General features: G+C 52.6%; 1 protein-coding gene. It reads left to right on the top strand.

Annotated features, from left to right (window positions below):
• The first annotated feature begins 542 nt into the window (after positions 1-542).
• On the top strand, positions 543-995 hold the full coding sequence (locus CYR55_RS24295) for a Late promoter-activating protein (protein ID WP_101818589.1): 453 nt from the start codon (positions 543-545) through the stop codon (positions 993-995).
• Positions 996-1140: the final 145 nt, after the last annotated feature.

The raw sequence follows: 1140 nt of genomic DNA, 5'->3' as shown, positions 1-1140 counted from the left end.
GTCCCAGTTGTAGCGGTTTGTTCATGCTGAGAAAGGTCAGTATGCATCACATCACGCACAGCCTCCATCAACCTTTCCGACGTGTAATCGACATTCCCGGCTGGGAGCGGGCTTCTCCATAAATCCAGAAGAGCGGGTAGGCTAGGCATCGTAATCCCTCAGATGTTTAGAAAATGTAAATACTACCTGGAGCATCCCTACTTTTCACTGGATATGTCCAAAATAGGATAAGGGACTACGCTCAGGGGAAACCGGTAAGACCGGTGTCCGCCGCCGTTACCAGGGCAACCATATTTCCTGGTAAAGGCCACCAGCGACCAACGGCCTTAGTTTGATTATCATCCTGCATTTTCATATAGTCAGCGCCTGCCTAATGCCCTCCTGGGCAATGAGAGGCTGCTTGTTTTGTGCTTACCTGGAAAGGGGTGAGTACATGCCAAGCAGCTTTACGTTCCGGTTCTAAACGGAACAGTGGATAGTTGGGTACAAGGCGCGGATCAGCGCCTTAATCTTACCCAGCACCCCTCCTGATTTACTCTCATTTGGCCAACACACAACACAGCGACGAAACCAATATATTTATTGGGGGACAGTTGGCAGCCAAACACTCCAGATTGACGTCATGGGAAATATCGCAATACCTGATTGAGCTTGGCCGGCCGGCCACCGCCAAAGAGGTTGCGCAGGGATTGAGAGAGCGTTACCCGCAGTACAATTCGACAGTGAGTGAGATCTACTTGCGCATGAGTTCCATCGCCAAGTCGCATAACTCTGATTGCCGGGTTGATGATTCTGTCAGGCCGCGAACCTTCCATCTCACACGATTAGACGACGAATTTTTCAAGCGGTGCCGGAACCCGGAGCGGATCGACCCGGAAAGACGGAAAGTGATGTTGATGACCGAGGAAGAGAAGGAAAGGGCAGAGAGCCGCATACCGCGGCTTGCCCTTAAGATTATGGCGGAGTCAGCCAGGCGACGCCTGGCGTCAGGTTAACGTGCAGCGCCGATTTTGCTTCTAAAGTGCCCAACCCGAGGGTTGTTCACGGCAGCATCACCCTTCGGTGCATCTGTGCTTTCCTTTTCAGCCTTGGCCTCTTCCGCAGCTGGTGGCACGTCCTGTGACTCCGCAGACGTTTCGT

Origin of the sequence: Chimaeribacter californicus, assembly GCF_002858675.1 — a bacterium.
Lineage (GTDB): Bacteria > Pseudomonadota > Gammaproteobacteria > Enterobacterales > Enterobacteriaceae > Chimaeribacter > Chimaeribacter californicus.
The sequence above is the reverse complement of the archived record's forward strand: the minus strand, read 5'-3'. Positions and strand labels throughout refer to the sequence as shown.